Annotated in this window: 17 protein-coding genes; 8 read left to right on the top strand and 9 right to left on the bottom strand. The window is 32.7% G+C overall.

Going from position 1 to position 17557, the window contains the following annotated elements; genetic code table 11:
• Positions 1-164: 164 nt before the first annotated feature.
• The 3 genes from mgtE to KQA_RS0208400 all read right to left on the bottom strand — a co-directional run bounded on the left by mgtE (position 165) and on the right by KQA_RS0208400 (position 3142).
• Positions 165-1514, bottom strand: a complete 1350-nt coding sequence (gene mgtE / locus KQA_RS0208415; protein WP_010180044.1) for a magnesium transporter — start codon at positions 1512-1514, stop codon at positions 165-167.
• A 459-nt stretch (positions 1515-1973) separates the two neighbouring features.
• Entirely contained in the window at positions 1974-2834 is an 861-nt protein-coding gene (gene rsmA, locus KQA_RS0208405; protein WP_010180042.1) for a 16S rRNA (adenine(1518)-N(6)/adenine(1519)-N(6))-dimethyltransferase RsmA, read from the bottom strand.
• Positions 2834-3142: a DUF4286 family protein gene (locus KQA_RS0208400; protein WP_010180039.1), complete on the bottom strand. Its 309-nt coding sequence runs from the start codon at positions 3140-3142 to the stop codon at positions 2834-2836. The genes rsmA and KQA_RS0208400 overlap by 1 nt, the downstream gene beginning before the upstream one ends.
• Before the next feature lie 214 nt (positions 3143-3356).
• On the opposite strand from KQA_RS0208400, the gene KQA_RS0208395 reads away from it, so the two are divergent.
• From KQA_RS0208395 to KQA_RS0208385, 3 genes are all read left to right on the top strand, one after another.
• Complete coding sequence (locus KQA_RS0208395; RefSeq protein WP_010180037.1) at positions 3357-4064, top strand: DUF547 domain-containing protein; 708 nt, start codon at positions 3357-3359, stop codon at positions 4062-4064.
• A 91-nt stretch (positions 4065-4155) separates the two neighbouring features.
• On the top strand, positions 4156-5115 hold the full coding sequence (locus KQA_RS0208390; protein ID WP_010180033.1) for a hypothetical protein: 960 nt from the start codon (positions 4156-4158) through the stop codon (positions 5113-5115).
• A 295-nt stretch (positions 5116-5410) separates the two neighbouring features.
• A complete protein-coding gene (locus KQA_RS0208385; protein ID WP_010180031.1) occupies positions 5411-6670 on the top strand; it encodes a POTRA domain-containing protein in 1260 nt (419 codons plus the stop codon).
• Positions 6671-6850: 180 nt separating this feature from the next.
• On the opposite strand, the gene KQA_RS18740 is transcribed toward KQA_RS0208385, so the two are convergent.
• The 3 genes from KQA_RS18740 to serS all read right to left on the bottom strand — a co-directional run bounded on the left by KQA_RS18740 (position 6851) and on the right by serS (position 10731).
• Entirely contained in the window at positions 6851-7552 is a 702-nt protein-coding gene (locus KQA_RS18740) for a hypothetical protein (RefSeq protein ID WP_010180029.1), read from the bottom strand.
• A 66-nt stretch (positions 7553-7618) separates the two neighbouring features.
• Positions 7619-9406 (bottom strand): tetratricopeptide repeat protein, encoded by a 1788-nt coding sequence (locus KQA_RS0208375; protein WP_010180028.1) that lies wholly within the window; start codon positions 9404-9406, stop codon positions 7619-7621.
• A gap of 53 nt (positions 9407-9459) precedes the next feature.
• Positions 9460-10731 carry a serine--tRNA ligase gene (serS, locus tag KQA_RS0208370; protein WP_010180026.1) on the bottom strand — a complete coding sequence of 424 codons (1272 nt, stop codon included), beginning with the start codon at positions 10729-10731 and terminating at the stop codon, positions 9460-9462.
• Between the two features lie 304 nt (positions 10732-11035).
• Here serS and KQA_RS0208365 point away from each other — a divergent pair, with 304 nt between their 5' ends.
• From KQA_RS0208365 to KQA_RS0208345, 5 genes are all read left to right on the top strand, one after another.
• On the top strand, positions 11036-11458 hold the full coding sequence (locus KQA_RS0208365) for an HYC_CC_PP family protein (protein WP_010180023.1): 423 nt from the start codon (positions 11036-11038) through the stop codon (positions 11456-11458).
• A gap of 463 nt (positions 11459-11921) precedes the next feature.
• Complete coding sequence (locus KQA_RS0208360; RefSeq protein ID WP_010180021.1) at positions 11922-12686, top strand: hypothetical protein; 765 nt, start codon at positions 11922-11924, stop codon at positions 12684-12686.
• A gap of 13 nt (positions 12687-12699) precedes the next feature.
• Positions 12700-13335: a heavy-metal-associated domain-containing protein gene (locus KQA_RS0208355; RefSeq protein ID WP_010180020.1), complete on the top strand. Its 636-nt coding sequence runs from the start codon at positions 12700-12702 to the stop codon at positions 13333-13335.
• A 1-nt stretch (position 13336) separates the two neighbouring features.
• Positions 13337-14140, top strand: coding sequence for an NHL repeat-containing protein (locus KQA_RS0208350; protein WP_010180017.1), 804 nt, complete (start codon positions 13337-13339; stop codon positions 14138-14140).
• 170 nt (positions 14141-14310) lie between these two features.
• Positions 14311-15612, top strand: a complete 1302-nt coding sequence (locus KQA_RS0208345) for a leucine-rich repeat-containing protein kinase family protein (RefSeq protein WP_010180015.1) — start codon at positions 14311-14313, stop codon at positions 15610-15612.
• Positions 15613-15789: 177 nt separating this feature from the next.
• On the opposite strand, the gene KQA_RS0208340 is transcribed toward KQA_RS0208345, so the two are convergent.
• From KQA_RS0208340 to KQA_RS18735, 3 genes are all read right to left on the bottom strand, one after another.
• Complete coding sequence (locus KQA_RS0208340) at positions 15790-16146, bottom strand: nuclear transport factor 2 family protein (RefSeq protein WP_010180013.1); 357 nt, start codon at positions 16144-16146, stop codon at positions 15790-15792.
• Positions 16130-16729: a TetR/AcrR family transcriptional regulator gene (locus KQA_RS0208335; protein WP_029209523.1), complete on the bottom strand. Its 600-nt coding sequence runs from the start codon at positions 16727-16729 to the stop codon at positions 16130-16132. Before KQA_RS0208335 ends, KQA_RS0208340 begins: the two co-directional genes overlap by 17 nt.
• Before the next feature lie 197 nt (positions 16730-16926).
• Positions 16927-17557: hypothetical protein (locus KQA_RS18735; RefSeq protein ID WP_010180010.1), on the bottom strand; the 631-nt coding region annotated here is incomplete at its 5' end.

Raw genomic sequence — 17557 nt, 5'->3', positions numbered from 1 at the left:
TGAATGTTAATAAAAGCACAATATGTAGTCTTTTAAAGACAAATAGAGGTATACCTACAAGGGGTAAACACAAAAAAGTATGTGAAGTTTAAATTTTGTGAGCTAGTTGTAGCGTAAAGCAGAAAAAGAGACAGGAATTTTATCTGTAAATATGAGTTTAGGGCTTAAAAGCCTAAAATAACTTTAGAAATATAAAAGAATAAGAATATTCCAAAAATATCATTGCTTGTGGTAATAAAAGGTCCGGTAGCAATGGCAGGATCGATGCCCTTTTTGTCTAAAATAATGGGGACAAATGTGCCTATCAATGAGGCGATTATAATAACAGAGAGCATAGATATGGCTATAGTGAAACTAACCAAAGATTCTTGCCCAACAATAAAACCAAATAAAATAACTAATAGACCTAGGGCTATACCGTTAATAAGGCTTAAACTCACCTCTTTTATTAATCGATCCCATAAGCTTCCTTTTACATTGTCATTAGCTAAACCTTGTACAATGATGGCACTTGATTGTACACCTACATTTCCTGCCATTGCAGCAATTAGTGGCGTAAAAAAGAAGAGTATTGGGAAATTTTCTAAGGCATTTTCAAAGCCTTTCATTATATAAACACTTCCCAAACCACCAAATAAGCCTAATACTAACCATGGTAAACGGGCTTTGGTAAGATCAAAAATATTATCATCAGCTTCTACATCACTTGAAATACCCGCAGCTAATTGGTAATCTTTTTCTGCTTCATCTTTAATAAAATCAACAATGTCATCAATGGTAATACGTCCAATAAGTCTTCCTATTTCGTCAATAACAGGAATGGCTTCTAAATCATATTTTTGCATTATTCGAGCAACTTCTTCATCTTCGGTGGTAACCGAAACAAAGTCTACTTTAGGAATATATACTTGCGATATGTTAAAATTTGCCGGGGCAACCATTAAATCTTTTAATGAGAGACGCCCTTTAAGTTTATCCGAATTGTCAACCACATAAATGGAATGCACACGAGTCACATTTTCTGCTTGTAAGCGAATTTCATTTAAACATTGTGTGACCGACCAGTTTTCATTTACTTTAACAAGCTCTTTGGCCATAAGCCCCCCAGCAGTATCATCTTCATATCGAAGTAGGTCTACAATATTTTCGGCATGATCCTCATCTTCAATTTCAGCAATTACATTTTCAATTCGATCAACGGGGAGTTCGTTAATTATATCGGCGGCATCATCCGTATCCAACTCATCCAGTTCTTCAGCGATTTCCTTAGCAGATAATTTTTTTAAAATATCTTCTCTAAAATCCTCTTCTACTTCCATTAAGGCCTCCGAAGTTTTTTCGGTATCTAAAACCTTGATTAAATAAGTGGCTTCATCAATGTTTAAGGCTTCTAGGATTTCTGCTAAATCTGCAAAATGGAAATCATTGTATGTATTTCTTAATCGCGACTCATTTTTACTGGTAATGAGGTCTTTAATTTCGTCAGTAAGTTCTTTCGTTAATTCAAAAGCCATAACGCGCGATTTTTGGGGTGTAAAACTGTTAGCAAAGATACTTACTTATGCTAAAGTGTAAAGGTTTTTTCATTCTTAAAAATTTGATTATTGGGGTATATTGGATTCAATTTTTTGAGTTCGTGTAGGCAAATTAATATTCTAGTCATTTTAAGTGCTTGTTTTTGAGAAGAGTTTTGGTTTTATGTATATGTTAATCAGTTTGTTAAAATAGTTAAACTTAATGAAAAACAGAAAATAAAGGAACAAATCACTAGAGCAAACCACTTTTGAAAACGCTCAGGGATTTAATGCAAGTATATCCGCTTTAAAATCGGTAACTCCCAATGCAACTAATAATTTAGTTTTACGTTTATCACTTTTGTACCAAATGTAACGGTGGCTGCCAAACTTAGTGATGCTGCTTTTTTTATAATTTCTATTACTAAGTTTCACTAGTATTTAGTGCAATCAAATACGTCAAATACGTTCAATGAGTTGCGTGAGTTTAATGAAGTCGGCAACGGATAGTTGTTCTGGTCTATTTTGTAATATATTGTTTTCTGTTTTTTCTTCGGGTATTTCAAAAGATTTCAAACTATTTCTCAAGGTTTTTCTACGTTGATTAAAAGCTTGTTTGACAACGGCTTTAAATAATTTTTCGTCACAAGGTAGATCGTAGTCTTCTTTTCGAGTTAAACGCAATACACCACTGTCTACTTTAGGAGGAGGATTAAAAACTTCAGGTCCAACCGTAAATAAATACTCAGCATTATAATAGGCTTGCGTAAGTACGGATAGAATTCCGTAAGCTTTACTGCCTTCCTTTTCACAAATACGCTGAGCAACTTCTTTTTGAAACATTCCTGTAAATTCGGGAACTAAATGACGGAATTCAATGGCTTTAAAAACAATTTGTGATGATATATTGTATGGGAAGTTACCAGTAATAGCAAAGGGAGCTCCGTTAAAAAGACTGGCTAAATCAAACTTTAAAAAATCAGCTTCAATTACTTTGAATGAAGCCGTTTTATTAATTTTAGATGCATGCTCAATACTAAAATTTTCATTTAAATAAGCAATAGATTCGGTATCCAAATCCATGGCAATTAAATGGATCGCATTTTTTAATATGTATTTAGTTAAAACACCTGTTCCAGGACCAATTTCGACAACATTGTCATACCCATTGTTTGTAAGTGTTTCACCGATACGTTGGGCAACGGACTCATCGGTTAAAAAGTGTTGACCTAAATGTTTTTTTGCCTTTACGGGCGAAGTAGTGGCCGTTTTAAAATCATCTTTATGGTACTTTTTTTTCTTTTTTGGTCGTCGTTCCATTAGTGTTCAATTATCACTTTTAGTGTAGTATTAAAATCAACATATTGCCCTCTAAATTTTGTGTGTTTTTGAAGTATATTGGATTGATCTTCTTTAAAAAAAGTATCTAATGTCGTTTTACTATCGGTAAAATACTGAGTGCTGTAGGTAATACCGCCCATTTCTTCTTCAACTTCAACTTGAGTCATGAGTGCTTTGCTAAATTTTTTTGTAGCAAGCATTGCAGGAATAAAAGTATCATTCATCCACGCAATCCATTCTTTTTCAATTTCTTCGGAAATATTAGTGGTGATATTAAAAATATACATAAAGCTTGATTTTGTTGCAAAGGTAAGCAATTGTGTATAGGGAAACAGTAAAGAATAGTTTCTATTAAAAAAGAGGTTCTAGAATAAACTTTGAAGAAAAAAACAGCTAATGTTTAATGGTATTTTTACGAAATAATAAAATGACGTGTAAGTTAAATAGATGCAATTCGAACTAAATGGGGTGAAAATAAATTTTCAATATTAAAAAAACACAATGAAAAAGATACTTATATTAATCACGTTATTTATTGCTCAATTAGGGATAGCACAAGGAAATACTTCATTTTTTGAAAAGGCAGATGCATTTTTTAAAACCTATGTGTCCAACGGACGTGTACATTATGACAAAATAAAAGCAGATAGCTCATCATTAAATGAACTTATTGATATGATGGCGGTAGCCAAAGTGTCAAAGTCGAATACGAAAGACTTTCAGGCATTTTACATAAACGCTTATAATTTATCGGTTATAAAAGGAATCGTTGATAAGTATCCTACAAAATCCCCAACAAATATAGGCGGTTTTTTCGATAATTTAAATTACACTATTGCGGGAAAAAAAGTAAGTCTTAATGGAATAGAAAAAGGCATATTGTTTAAAGCTTTTCCTAATGAAGCGCGCTTTCATTTTGTATTAGTTTGCGCAGGTTTAGGTTGTCCTCCAATAATAGCAAAAGCGTACAAGCCAAGCACCTTAGATACTCAGTTGACAACGCAAACTAAATTAGCGTTAAATGACCCTAATTTTATTAGAGTTGATGGTAAAAAAACGAAGATCTCTCAAATTTTTGAGTGGTATGACAAGGATTTTAAATCGGCAGGTGGTGTATTTAAGTTTATCAATACATACAGAACAACAAAATTACCAGAAGGATCTAAACTTTCATTTTATACCTACGATTGGTCTTTGAATAAAGCTTAAGCTCGAAATAGGCATTAAAACTTCGATACGGAATAGATTTTTAATGCCTAATTCGAATTAAACCCCAAAATATTATAAATAAAACTAGATTATGAAGCTAACACAAAAAATGCTGGCAGTGGTAAGTATTGCCTTTATGTCTGCGGCAGTAACAGCGCAAGAAGAAGAGGAACAATCAGGTTCCAACATACAAACTTTTACTCCATCAAAGTTATTAAAGAAAGGACAATGGGATATTAAGTTTTTTAACAGTATTTACACCCAAACTGAGCAAACTGATGCAGGTTCTGAAAAAGTAGATATTACAAGGCAAACTTTTTTTACAAATACCACTGAAATTTTTACAGGTATAAGTAATACATCTAGAATAAACGTAGGTTTTATTTTTCAGGTACGATCAAATGCCCTTAATGGGCAATCACCACTAGATGTATTCAGTTTTGAGGATAATAGAAATGATAGAAGATCTGGTTTGTCAACTATTGCGCCATCAATAAGAGTGCAGCCTTTTAAAAATATTGGAAATTTTTCATTTACAAGTTCATTTTTTATTCCTGTTTTTGAAGATAAGGCAGATGCCGCTGCTGATGATGGAGTTGATTCGTTTTTAGATCAACGTAGTTTTGCTTGGGATACAAAGTTTTTTTATGACCGAACTTTTGGAGCTAATAAGTGGCAGTTATTTACCGAGATAGATTTTAAATTTAATTTTGGAGATAACAGAGAAAATGTAGCAAATGATAAAAATTCATCAGAAAGATTTGCAGGAGATAGTTTGTTTCTGCCTATTAGTGCTTTTTTAAGTTATTTTCCATCGTCAAAATCAACAGTATTTATAAATGCTCAACAAGCCTTTTTAATAGGGATTGATAACCCTCAATCTGCTGGAGGAGAAAATTTTTCACAAAATGGGACGCAGCTAGGTTTTGGTGCCAAATACCAAGTAACCAGAGTTGTTAATTTAGAGGCATCGTACGGTAAATTTGTACGTGGTGAAAGTTTTCAAGGATTAGGTCAAACATTTAGTTTGGGATTAAGAGCCTTATTTTAAAAAAATAGATTTTAAGTTTAGTAAAAGTAAAGCCATTTCAACCCGGATTATGCGTTAGAGCTTCGTTATGAGTCTGTAATATACAAATGGATACTAGTGTTTTCTTAATTTTAGCACCGCCATGGTTAAATTAAAAAATACAGTTAACGTTAGTATTCATTGTATATTACAGACGGAATAGATTTTTTAATGTATAATTTGGGTTTATATACTTTGTAGTTGTTGAAATGGCTTTTAGTTATTTAGTGTGAAATTGTTTTTGTTTACTATTGCAAATAAAAACGAGTATATGTGTATGAGAGAGCGGTTATCGATATGTTGTTTTTTGTTGTTTTGCTTTTTGCTGCAAGGACAGACAAGTGTAGTAACAGGAATAGACTTTATTGGTAACAAAAAAACAAAGACATCAGCTTTGTTAAAAGTGATTCATACTAATGTAGGTAGTGAGTTTAATGAAGCAGAGGTAGCACAAGATAAGAAACGTTTAATACGCTTGCCCGCAATAGCTGATGCGCAATACAAAATAGAAAAACATGAAGGAGGGTACAATATATTTTTTACTATTGTTGAAAATTTTACACTAATACCTGGAGCTAATGTGTATACTACCGATGAAGATGAATTTGCTTTTAGAGTAAGTTTGTTTGAGTTTAATTTATTAGGTAAAAATATTACTACAGGAGGATGGTACCAACGTGATGTTTTTGATTCTTTCGGAGCTAGTTTTAGAGCTCCATTTTTATTTAGTACTAAGCTAGGACTATCTTTTAATTACAGTAATTTGACTACTCAGGAACCTGTTTTTTTAAATAACGGAACAGCGGAATATAAATACAATAATACCTCATATGAATTATTAGGCTTGTATCAATTTAATTTTTTTAATCGTGTCGAGGTAGGAGCGAACTATTTTAACGAAGATTATTTGTACCTAAATGGCGCAACAGATTCCAATGTGCCTACAGATTTTAACGTAGATAAGTTACTATATAAATTTATTTATGAATACAATAACTTAACTTATAATTTTCAATATGTATCGGGTTTTAAAAGTTTATTAAATTTCCAATATGTAAAAAGTACCGAAGGTGTGCTGCCTAGTTTTATTATTGGGTGGAATGACTTTTTTTATTACCGTAGAGTGAATAGAAAGGGGAATTGGGCCTCCAGGTTACGTATGGGCTTAGCAACAAATGATGATTCGCCGTTTGCTCCCTTTGCGGTTGATAACAATATTAATGTACGAGGAGTAGGGAATACTATTGATAGGGGAACCGGAGTTATCGTATTAAATACAGAGTACCGACATACGTTGTATGAAAAAGATTGGTTTATTTTACAAAGTAATGCCTTTATTGATGCAGGTAGTTGGCGTAACCCTAAAGGAGACTTTAGTGATTTTTCCGATCCAGATAATTTTAGGATATACCCAGGGCTAGGGCTTCGATTTATTCATAAAAAAATATTTAATGCGACGTTCAGAATTGATTATGGTTATGGCGTTTCCAAAGATGCAACTAATGGTTTTGTTTTTGGAATAGGACAATATTTTTAAACCCGAATTATGCATTGAAACTTTGTCATGAGGCTGAGATATACAATAAATACTAGTGTTTTCTTAATTTCAGCATAGCACCGTTATGGTTAAATTAAAAAATACAGTTTACGATAGTATTTGAAGTAGATCGCAGACGTAATAGATTTTTTAATGCATAATTTGGGTTAAAGGACTTCATTAGTAAAAAATAAGCAGGTCAGTATTAGGGAGTTTTAATTCATTATTTCCAGGGTAAAACCCATCCATTAAGGGGAGTGATTTTAATTTTTTATAGAATTGTTGCTCTTCAATTTTAGTATGTGCTGTTTCACAATTTTCAATTTCTTTCCTGTAATTAATGTTGCCTGTTGATAAATTATAATCATAAGTTTCAAAATAATCACAAGCAGCCCCAAAATGCGTGGTAGCACCAATCAATTGCCATTCATTATTTTGATAACGGTACCTATGGGTATAACTCCATTTTTGGTGACTCCCGCCAGAATGATGAATTACAATACAATTTCGTTCTATTGAAATACCTTCAAATGGATCTCCCTGCATTCCTCCATGAGCACTTGGTAATATGGGACCAATTGATTTTTTCCATAAGACCCATTTAGTGTCATTTTTTTTTAAAATATGGATCAGTCTTTCCGTACCAAAATCAGTTTCCTTTTGAGTATCATACACATTAATTTTTTCGGGAATTCCATCATTAGTTAAATCTCCCGTAGCTTCAGTCAATAATGTTAAACCCTTTATAGGAGCAGTGTTTATAGGAGTTGGTTTGCGTTCACTTTGTGGGGTCTTTTTTTTAGGAATAGGTTGCTTTTTGTTACAGTTGAGCATTGAAAAAAATACCACCAATAAAACAGCTGTAGTGTATATTTTTTTCATGGAGTTACTTTTGTTAAAACCAGCAATAATAAATCAATTATTAAAAAATAATAATGAACATAAAGGTTAATTTACAATATCATCACCCCTTAATTTACGGTATTTTTTTCTAGCATCTACGTAATAAATACTATCGGCATGATTAAAAATAATTTTTTCATACAAGTTTTTGGCTTCTGCGGTTTTCTCTAAGGAAACATAAAGGTTGGCTAAAATAAAATAGGTGTCATCGATTAGTAGGCTAGTTGGAAAGAATTGAATGATTTTTTCGAAATTAGCAGCAGCTTTTTCGGTGTCATTTAGGCTTAAAAACAAGTTTGCTTGTTTAAAAAGTGCTTCATCTTCAATTTCGTTGCCTTTGTGCTTATCTATAATTTGTTGGTAGCTGTCAATAGCCTTTTGGGTTTGTTCTTGAAAAGTATATAATTCCCCTTTAGCATATAATTTTAAAGCAACAATAGATAAGGAATCATCCTCTTTGGTATTGTCCTCAATAGCTAAAGCCAGTTGCATGGCATCATTAGCAATAAGTTGGGTGGTGGACGATTTTAATACGTTAAGTTGGGTTTTGGCCCAATCAAAATCCCCTTTGTAGTAGCTTGCTTTAGCTATTTTAAAACGTGCTTCTTGCGCAAGAGGATCGCCTTTAACTCTTTTTTCGGCCTTGGTGTAATGTACCAAAGCTTGGTTGAATTTATCATTTAGTACTAAAATATCCGCCAATAAAATTTCGGTTTTGGCCTTTTGAATATTAGGTAGATTTCTTTTTAGTAGCTTTTTTAAAAAACTAATAGCTTCTGTTTTTTTATCTTGTTTAAAGCCTACAAAGCGTGCATAATCAAGGAGAATCCCCATGTTGTATCGGCCATTTCCATAAAGCTCAATTAAATCCAAGTATTTTTTGTTAATGCCAGCATAATTGATCGGCGAACTAGTTTCAGTTCTAATTTGCATTAATTCCCTATGCGCATTTACTTTGAAAGATTCAATTTCGGTATTGTCAATAACAAAATTTAGGATCTCTTTGGAAATTTCATAAGCTTTAGCCTTTCGAGTAGTAAAGGCTAAATTAATAAGTTGAGGTATGCCATCGTCTGTTTTTTTGTAGATCGCCTTTTCTTGTAAAAAAGCTTTTCTAAACTGCTTTTGCTGTACAAATAACCAGCTCAATAGTTCGTTATACAATATATCAGGTTCTATTTGATTTTTTTTAAGAAGTGTTTTCTTGAAAATGATATTGGTCTCGTTTTCCGGATCTTCAGAAATGAACTCGTCCATTCTACGTTTAATAAGACCGATATAGTTTGGCTTTTTTATAATGTAATCTAAGTAACTCGAAAACATATTTCCAAAATCGCCTAGTTCCCCATACATACGTCCAATTTCCAAATCATATACAAAATTTGCATTTTGTTCCATAGCTATTTTATAGCATGCAATAGCAGGTTTTAGCAAATTGTATTGTTGTAAAGCATTGCCAATGTAGCTACCACTTCTAGGATTGTCTTGCAGTAATGTAATTATTTTATTAAAGGTTGCTTCAGTTTTTTCAGCTTGACTATTTAGGTTATGAGTCACTGCTAGTTCCACTAAATAAATTAATTGTTTGGGATTATTTTGATGGTTTTTGTTCAAAAGACTTATTGCATCATTGGAACGATTTAATTGGCGGTAACACTTAGCTAAACCAATGACAGCTTGTGAGTTTGATGGTGTTCTGCTGTAGATAGTTTCATAACTAGCCAAAGCTTTTTCAAACTTACTTTGCTCGTAATAATTACGAGCAATTTGAATATTTTGAGTATAACCCAAGTGTATCCCAAAAAAGAAAATAAAAGCAAAAAAAATACGCATAAAGCTAAGATAGCAAAATGCGTACGTTTTTTATGCGAATATGAAATCAATCGTTAATTAATCATATCAAAACCACAATAAGGAACTAAAACCTCAGGTATTTTAATGCCATCTTCGGTTTGGTAGTTTTCTAAAATACCGGCCAAAACTCTAGGTAAAGCCAATGAGCTTCCATTAAGAGTATGAGCCAATTTATTTTTACCATCGGTATCTTTAAAACGTAATTTTAAACGATTTGCTTGAAAGGTTTCAAAGTTTGATGCAGAGCTAATTTCTAACCAACGATCCTGAGCAGTCGAAAATAATTCAAAATCATAAGTAATAGCAGCAGTAAAACCTAAATCGCCACCACACAAGCGTAATAGACGGTAAGGTAATTTAAGTTCCCGTAAAATATCTTTAATATGCTCCACCATGCCGTCCAAAGCAGCGTATGAATTTTCAGGTTTTTCAACACGAACAATTTCCACTTTGTCAAATTGGTGTAAACGGTTTAAACCACGTACATGGGCACCATAGGATCCAGCCTCTCTACGGAAACAAGGCGTGTAACCTGTATAGGTAATTGGTAAATCAGCTTCTTTAACTAATTCATCGCGGAACATGTTTGTAATAGGAACCTCGGCAGTTGGGATCAAGTAAAGGTCATCTCCAGTAACATGATACATTTGCCCTTCCTTATCGGGTAATTGCCCAGTACCATACCCACTGGCTTCGTTCACCAAGTGAGGTACTTGTACTTCTTTATAGCCAGCGGCTGTATTTTTATCCAAAAAGTAGTTAATTAAAGCACGTTGTAGTCGCGCTCCTTTTCCTTTGTAAACAGGGAATCCAGCGCCACTAATTTTAACCCCCAATTCAAAATCAATAAGGTCATATTTTTTTGCTAATTCCCAGTGCGGTAAGGCAGCATCATGTAATTTAGGAACCTCACCTTCGGCAAACACCTCTTCGTTATCTTCATCAGTATTACCGGCAGGAACCAATTCATCAGGAATATTCGGAATAGTATATAATAAACTATTTAATTCCTCTTGGATGTTATTTAGTTGCTCAGCTAGTGATTTGGTAGCTTCTTTTAATTGTCCCGTTTTTTCCTTTAAAATGTTGGCTTTTTGTTGTTCACCACTTTTAAATAGCATGCCAATTTCTTTGGATAATTTATTGGATTCAGCCAATTTTTCGTCCATACTAGCTTGCGTACCTCTTCGGTTTTCATCTAATAATAGTACTTTTTCAAGTAAAGGTTTGGCGTCTATATTTCGTTTTTGAAGTGCTTTAATGTAGGCTTCAAAATTATCTTTAATTAATGCTACTTGTAACATGCTGTTTTGTTATTTGGGCGTACCCCTATCGGGTCGGGTCTTCCGCTATATCTTTTTTATTTTTTGCCAATGAATACAATAAATAAAGGCAAAAAATAAAAAAGGATGCCGCTGCAACCCCTTACGCAATGTGGAGCAAATTTAAACAAACCAACTAAAAAACCAGAAATTGTATTTGTCAATTTTATAAAAATGTAATGTGGACTGATTTTTGTCGTTATTTATATAACCTACAGGAAAAAGAATCTTATACGATGGAAAATAAGCTATCTGGGAATTTTGTTTTTCGTATTTTTGTAATGTGATGAAAAAAGTTTTTCAAAAAATAAGTGCTCTATTACTAGCCTTGCTGGTGGTATTGGCGACAAGCTCGCTAAGTTTTAGTACGCATTTTTGTGGCGAACAATTAATTGCTTACAGTTTTACAGATAGCGTTAAAACCTGTTCATCTACAATAGCTTCAAAGGCTATTAAAAAGATCACTAGCGTTTCAAAAAAGTCATGCTGTAGTAATAAACATATCGAAAAAAAAGCTCAGAACGAGCTGCTTCAAAAAAAGGATCCTGTTGATTTTGATGTAACAAAGTCACTGTTACATACTCAATTTCACTTTGTTAATGACAATTTTGAGTATGTAGCAACCCAAACTAATGTTCCCTTTTTAAATTATTCACCTCCCTTACTGCTTCGGGATAGGAGTGTGCTTTTTCAAGTATTTCGTATTTGATTTATTGTTTCAATCAGCACCAGAGCATACAATAGAAAATCTATTCCGTATCGGAATCTCGGTATTCACTGTATTTTTTTAATTAAGCATAGTAGTGCTATGCTAAAATTAAGAAAGCACTTGATTTTATTGAGCTTTCAATACTCATAACAAAGTTACTCTGCATAATCTGGTTTAAGAATTTGTTTTTCTTCTCCCGTTAAGGGATATGAAAAATAATATCAATTAAGTTTAAAAAAGATATTTTAAAATAATAGGATATTTTTCTAGGTACAAGACGCTAAATTTTTGCATAGCTCAAGCTACGGAAACATTTTGTAATGTATTAATTAGGAAAATAGCACTTATTTTTATGTCGTTTTAATGCTTAATTGGTATATGTCTAATTAAAAACAATAGTATTTCTAATAGTTTATAACACGAGTGATTTGGACTATTATGGATGTGTCAAATATTAAAATAAATGAAAACATATATCATTGTTTTTGTGTCATTGCTAGTTAGTAAAGCTTTTGCACAAGGACCACCTATTACGGCAGACAAACCAATTATGCTCGGAGGAAAAAGTTTTACCGTAAAAACATTAACCGAGATTAGAACCACGGAGCGAGGAACAAGCACTTATGCACCTGTAATGATGCATTATTTGCCTACCTCAAACTCATTGGTGGCACTGCATATTCCTTTAGTGAGTTATAATTTGGAAGGATTGTCTAACGAAACAGCATTAGCAGATATCATTTTACAAGGGAAATATCAGTTTTTTAGGAAAGATCAAACAGGAAAAACCTTTAGAATGGTGGCTAAAACCTTACAGACCTTACCTACTGGAAAACGCATCGATTTAATAGGACAAAGTACTAAAGAATATCAAGGCTATTATGGCTTGGTGGCAGGTTATGAAACTTTAAAATATGGTATTTCGAGTGAATTGGGATATAACTGGTCGCCTAATGCCGATTTGGATGAACTCCGAATGAAATTGGGTTTTGGTTTGCCGCTTTTAAAACCACAATATCCAAATAAGCAGCTTAACTTATATTTTGAATATACGAATAGTTGGTTGTTGGACCGAGATTGGTACCAACTACTGTATGCACAAGGGGTACAGTATGCATTAAAAAATATTACCTGGGAAGCAGCAGTGCAAATGCCACTGGTTAATGATGTTGTTCAAGGACGAAAATTAGAGTTTAGTGTTTTTTTAGGAACACGTTACACATTTTAAAAAATTAGTAATTATGAAAAAAATAATAAATAGTTTACTTATAAGCTTATTGGTTGTGATAACAGCTACGGCTCAAAAAAGTATGGATGAATTTCAAATTCAAGTAGATGGGCTAGGCTGTCCGTTTTGTGCTTATGGATTGGAAAAAAAGTTCAAAGAATTTAAGGGAATAAAAAAGGTGCAAATTGAAATTCAGACAGGGGATTTTAAATTTGAATATCCAACAGAAAAACAATTAACAATGGATGCTGTGGTTAATCAGGTTAAAAAAGCGGGTTATACACCAAAAACAGCAAAAATTACACGCTCAAATGGAGCTGTGGAAACCTTGGAGGTTCCTGTAAATTCAAATGCCGATAGTGATCAATTGATTACAGAAACGGTTCATGTTAAAGGGAATTGTCAAATGTGTAAAGCACGTATTGAATCAGCCGCTTTGTCTACAAAAGGTGTTCAAAAAGCGTTTTGGAATGTGGAAACAAAAATGCTTGAAGTAGCTTTCGATAGACAGCAAATTTCTGTTAAAAAAATTGCTAAAAATATAGCTTTAGCGGGGCATGATGCTGCAAAAATAACAGCTCCCAAAGAGGTTTATGAAGCCTTGCCGGTATGTTGTTATTACAATAACCCGAATTTAAAATCGCATTAGAATGAGGTTAATTATAAGTTGTTTTTTGCTTAGTATAGTTTTTGTAGGATGCTCAAAAACAAAAAAAGATTGGCAATTAAAAAAGGAAATAAAATTAGACAACGTAGGTCCTATTGGCTTAGTAGTTTTAAATGATCAATTGTGGTTGTCGGATGGAGATAATAATAGGTTAGTGCAAATTAACGAAGATGGAAAAATAGAAAAAGAGCTTGTTGATTTTGATCGCCCTATGCACATAGCGGTTTCTGAAAACACAATTTTGATTCCAGAATATGGAAGAGATACGATTTCGACATATACCGGAGGAAAGAAAGCTTTTTTAAGTGATATTCCTAAATTGGATGCTCCTGCAGGAGTTTTTACATTAGGAAAGGAAATGGCTATAGCTAATTTTTATAGCAACACAGTACATTTTTTTAATGGAACGAGTTGGTTACAAATAGGCGCTAAAGGAACCACCGAAGGCAAGTTCAATTACCCAACAGATGTACATATAACCAAAGAGTTCATTTTTGTAGCTGATGCCTATAACCATCGTGTACAAGTATTTGATAAATCAGGTCAGTTTGTAAAAGTGTTAGGGCAAAATTTAGGGATTAATGCTGCTACGGGGATTTATGTTGCAGACAAGGAGCTGTTTATTACAGATTTTGAAAATAGTCATGTATTTGTAGTTTCTCTTGAAAATGAGCTAATTCAAGAAATAACAGAAGCTATTAAAAAACCTACCGATATGTTAATTTATAAGGAACAACTTTATGTTGTTAATTACAAATCTGGAATAGTTAGTGTATATGAACGATGATGTGAATTGATTAAATAAAGCAGGTTTCACATTATCAATTTCTTTATAAGACATATTTAAATTTTGTATTGCGGTATGATTTCTTAAAATTATATTTAGAGAACTTCATAACGAAATAGATTTTCTATTACACTATTCTTGTTAAATTTACATATCATCATTTTTAAACTATGACACATACTTTAGAGGAATTAAAATCAGGACAATTACAGGGGATAAAAAGCTTAAAATTGGCCTGTGGCTTAAAGGAGTTTCCTGAAGAAATTATTAGTCTTTCGGAAACGTTGGAAGTACTAGATTTATCAGATAATAAATTAACTACATTACCGGATAGCATTTCTAAGCTTAAGCATTTAAAAATCATTTTTTTTGCTCATAATAATTTCACCGAATTTCCTAGGATATTAAAGGAGTGCTCTAGCTTGAGTATGATTGGTTTTAAATCCAATCAAATTCAAAAAGTACCTGAGAATGCATTCCCTCCATTATTAAGATGGTTAATTTTAACCGATAATAAGGTGCAAAAATTACCAAAAAGTATAGGGAATGCGAGTTTACTTCAAAAATGTGGGTTAGCCGGTAACCAAATAGAAGAATTACCTGCTGAAATGGCGCAATGCGTAAATTTAGAATTACTGAGAATTTCGGCAAACAAATTAAAGGAGATTCCTAAGTGGTTATTTGAGTTGCCTAAGTTGTCTTGGGTAGCATTTGAGGGGAACCCTGCCTCTCATCAAATTCAATTGTCAAATGATTTAGAAGCATTTGATTGGAAAGGTTTTACTATTAAAGAACGCATAGGAGAAGGGGCTTCGGGATTGATATCGAAAGCAAGTTGGAATTCAAAAAAAGAAGATGTTGCCATTAAAGTTTTTAAAGGAGATGTAACAAGTGATGGATGGCCCGAAGATGAAATGCAAGTATGTATTGCTGCAGGTTTGCATAAAAACTTGATTCCAATTTTAGGAAAAATTAAAGCACATCCAGGTGGGAAGAATGGTTTGATAATGAAATTAATTCCTGCCGATTATGTGAACCTAGGGAATCCGCCAAGTTTGGAAACCTGCACTAGAGATGTGTATGATGAACAATGTGCTTTTAACTTTGAGGAGTTATTAAAAATAGCTAAAAGTATTGCTTCGGTGTGTTTGCAGCTACACGAAAAAGGAATTACTCATGGAGACCTTTATGCACATAATATATTGATAAATAAAAATGCCAATTGCCTTTTAGGAGATTTTGGAGCGGGTTCTTTTTATGATGTTAATTCAGCTATTTCTCATAGCATTGAGCGTGTTGAGGTAAGTGCCTTTGGATGTTTGTTAGAAGAAGTATTAGATCTTGTTAGTGAAAAAGAAAGTAATACTATTTTATATAATAAATACCAGGAATTAATTGTCAATTGTACCCGACCTGAGGTGAAACAGCGCCTTAGTTTTTCTGAAATTGTAAACTTGCTAAACGAGTTTTAAATTCTCTTATTCATATATTAGGTCGGTCTGTATTGTCTCATTTATTTGACAAAGTTGATAGTTCGTAATGTGGGTTTATCGATAATGTACTTGGGCAATACATACTGTGACTTTATAGCTGTTATTTAAATATGCTTAATCAATTTCAAATTATGGATTAAGCATATTTAATATTTCTTAGGATCCACTTTCTTTAAAAAAGCCAGTTATTTGTTTCAGCTTATCATTTTCGTAAAACACAAAACTTGATCCATTGCTAATAACTTCATTAGTACTGTTAATCATACTCCAGTGTATTAAGCATCTGTTATGATGGGTATTTATTTCATTGGTGATAAATGAAGCTCCCTCAAATTGTTCTTGAAATTGTTGCATGTAGTCAGATAGTTGCACATATCCTTTAACTTCAAAATTAGGATCACTGTATTCAAAGTCATCAGTTAGGATTGTTTTCAATTTTTCGGTTCTTTGAATAGCGTTACTATTAGCCCAACAAGTTCTATAAGTATCCCATATTTTATGAATTGTTTGCATTGGAATTAGGTTTTAATGAATTTATAAATGAAGTCATAAGTATAAGTAAATGACCAGAATTCTTTGTGCTTTTTGATCTTGTCAAGAAACCAAAAAACGTGGTATGTATTATCTCTGTTAATGTATTTGAGCTAATAGTACGGATTAAATCTCCATTTTGCTGTGCTTCGCTTACTATTGGCTCAATAACTTTTAAAAAACTAGTGAACTGTTTGCTTAATGCATCAGCAACAGTATTGTTCGTAGCACCCATTTCGGACATCGTATTATTGACTAAACAACCTTTATAATTATTTTCTGTTTGTGCAGTAAGCATATTTTTATACAATTCAACCAATTTATCAAAGGCACACAATTCGCTGTTATCTAATTCATTCTTTAAATGAATTACAATTAATTCCCCGTAGGAGTTAATAGTAGTGAGTAAAAAAGCTTCTTTACTTTTAAAAGAATTATAAAAAGCACCTTTGGTCATTCCGGTTTCTTTACATATTTCATTAACCCCCAAATTGTGAAAGCCTTTAGACCAAAATAGTTCCATGCCTTTTTTGATTACTTTTTCTTTATTATGCTTGTAATTCATACTATAAAAATAAACAAACAGACCGTTCGGTACAAATTATAATTGTTATTTTTTATATTATACGATTTACTGATAATAATTCAGCATATATGCGAAATTTTTGTTAGTAAATCGTATTATAGTTCAGGTGTCTATTTTTACTCCTATTTGGGAATGAGTTATTTAAGCAGGTGTAAATTGTAAAAGTGAATGCAGGACTACTTTTTCTTTTTATAGGCCAAAAAGAGTAGTGTTATGCAGAATAAGATTGTAATTCCCAATTTTATAGAAGAAAAGGTATAATAGCCCGTAATAAGCTGAAGGAAATAAGTTAACACGGGAATGGCTGTTATGATGATTGAAGCATATAAAGGGCTTAATGTTTTTAAGGCTTTTTGTAATAAGAAAAGGGGTAAAGCCATTGAAGTTAATGCGAGTGTAAACAATTCAACAAGTAGCATTGGTTTAACCAAAAGTTGTGTGGGGTTTGAAATGATTAATGCCAACAAGGAAATGATTAATAAACCATAAAACCTAAGAGAAACCACTAATGTGGCGGATAGGTTTTTAATAGCTAACTCTTTAGAAATTTTCATAATAAAAGCAGCAGTCATACCTCCAACGATTGTTACTATGGATCCATATTTTAGTAGTTGTGACGCATTAGTTTGGTTGCTATCCAGAGATACGAGCAATAACATTAAAATGAACATCGCCATTAACAGCAAGGCAGTGGTAAGATTACTTTTAGTGTTAATTTTTGTCTTTTTTAAGCCTAGAATAAATAAGTTATACGATTTTAATTTAATATTTTCGCATAAAAGCATTAATATAATGGTGATTGCTAGT

Source organism: Aquimarina agarilytica ZC1, assembly GCF_000255455.1.
Taxonomy (GTDB): Bacteria; Bacteroidota; Bacteroidia; order Flavobacteriales; family Flavobacteriaceae; genus Aquimarina; species Aquimarina agarilytica.
This window is presented reverse-complemented; position numbering and strand designations above follow the sequence as displayed.

Coding starts and splice junctions, on each gene's coding strand:
- mgtE (WP_010180044.1), bottom strand. CDS start 1,514: ATGGCTTTTGAATTAACGAAAGAACTTACTGACGAAATTAAAGACCTC.
- rsmA (WP_010180042.1), bottom strand. CDS start 2,834: ATGGAACGACGACCAAAAAAGAAAAAAAAGTACCATAAAGATGATTTT.
- KQA_RS0208400 (WP_010180039.1), bottom strand. CDS start 3,142: ATGTATATTTTTAATATCACCACTAATATTTCCGAAGAAATTGAAAAA.
- KQA_RS0208395 (WP_010180037.1), top strand. CDS start 3,357: ATGAAAAAGATACTTATATTAATCACGTTATTTATTGCTCAATTAGGG.
- KQA_RS0208390 (WP_010180033.1), top strand. CDS start 4,156: ATGAAGCTAACACAAAAAATGCTGGCAGTGGTAAGTATTGCCTTTATG.
- KQA_RS0208385 (WP_010180031.1), top strand. CDS start 5,411: ATGAGAGAGCGGTTATCGATATGTTGTTTTTTGTTGTTTTGCTTTTTG.
- KQA_RS18740 (WP_010180029.1), bottom strand. CDS start 7,552: ATGAAAAAAATATACACTACAGCTGTTTTATTGGTGGTATTTTTTTCA.
- KQA_RS0208375 (WP_010180028.1), bottom strand. CDS start 9,406: ATGCGTATTTTTTTTGCTTTTATTTTCTTTTTTGGGATACACTTGGGT.
- serS (WP_010180026.1), bottom strand. CDS start 10,731: ATGTTACAAGTAGCATTAATTAAAGATAATTTTGAAGCCTACATTAAA.
- KQA_RS0208365 (WP_010180023.1), top strand. CDS start 11,036: ATGAAAAAAGTTTTTCAAAAAATAAGTGCTCTATTACTAGCCTTGCTG.
- KQA_RS0208360 (WP_010180021.1), top strand. CDS start 11,922: ATGAAAACATATATCATTGTTTTTGTGTCATTGCTAGTTAGTAAAGCT.
- KQA_RS0208355 (WP_010180020.1), top strand. CDS start 12,700: ATGAAAAAAATAATAAATAGTTTACTTATAAGCTTATTGGTTGTGATA.
- KQA_RS0208350 (WP_010180017.1), top strand. CDS start 13,337: ATGAGGTTAATTATAAGTTGTTTTTTGCTTAGTATAGTTTTTGTAGGA.
- KQA_RS0208345 (WP_010180015.1), top strand. CDS start 14,311: ATGACACATACTTTAGAGGAATTAAAATCAGGACAATTACAGGGGATA.
- KQA_RS0208340 (WP_010180013.1), bottom strand. CDS start 16,146: ATGCAAACAATTCATAAAATATGGGATACTTATAGAACTTGTTGGGCT.
- KQA_RS0208335 (WP_029209523.1), bottom strand. CDS start 16,729: ATGAATTACAAGCATAATAAAGAAAAAGTAATCAAAAAAGGCATGGAA.